This window comes from Commensalibacter sp. A3DC (assembly GCF_047307945.1).
GTDB lineage: Bacteria > Pseudomonadota > Alphaproteobacteria > Acetobacterales > Acetobacteraceae > Commensalibacter > Commensalibacter melissae.
On sequence record NZ_JAXOQA010000128.1, the window covers coordinates 1 to 860 of the forward strand.

Annotated in this window: 1 protein-coding gene; it reads right to left on the reverse strand. The window is 44.5% G+C overall.

Features of this window, described 5'->3' with window-relative positions; translation table 11 throughout:
• The coding region (locus U0839_RS08800; RefSeq protein WP_413550517.1) for a hypothetical protein at nt 1-860 on the reverse strand (860 nt) is incomplete at both ends.

The window sequence follows — 860 nt, forward strand, 5'->3', positions numbered from 1 at the left end:
ATAATTGCCCATTCCAAGCTCAACAACACCTGAACTCGCCTGGATAACGCCATTGCTGTTCTCAATGTCACCGCCATGAAAAACAATATCCCCTGAACTCGTGATCAAATTACCATTTTGGTTATTGAAATTACCACTGGTAATTTGAATATTACCGGCAGGGGTAATGAACTTGCCATTCTTGTTGATAAAATCATTTTTGCTGACAAGAGTTAAATTCCCGTTTTTCAGACTGCCAACCTGACCATTCGTATTGTCAAGAGTGTTTCCGGACAGTTCAACATTGCCCGCAGACGTGACAAGCTGACCCTGATTGTTCCGGATATCTCCCCCGGCATTCAAGGTCAGGTTGCCAGAAGTCTTTATACCAATCTGGCCACCAGTATTGTCAATATCGCCCCCGGAATGGACATTGACTGTCCCATTGTCTGTCAGTATAGAGGCGCTTCCGTTGTCCAATCCAGCAACATCCAGTAAAATATCCCCATTGGTCGTGCGGATCAAACCCTGTTTATTGGTCAGCTTCTGGCCCGTTATTTGAACATTGCCATCCGTTTTAACGCCAATCTGACCATTCGTATTGTCAATATCGCCCTTGGCTTGAATAACAGCATCATGAGCATTCGTAACCAAAGAACCATTTTGATTGTCGAGATCACCATTAATATCAACATGGAGTTCACCCTCTCCATTGATCAAATTACCATGGTTTTTAAATGAACCCGCTGAAAGTGTTAAACGTCCCCTGATAAAAGAAAGACTTCCCGCATTGAGAAGGCTATTGGCGATGGCAAGTGTTCCATCCCCGTTCAAGCTGCTAATGGAGGCATCCCTGTTGTTCAGGGAAAGGTTGTTCGCGG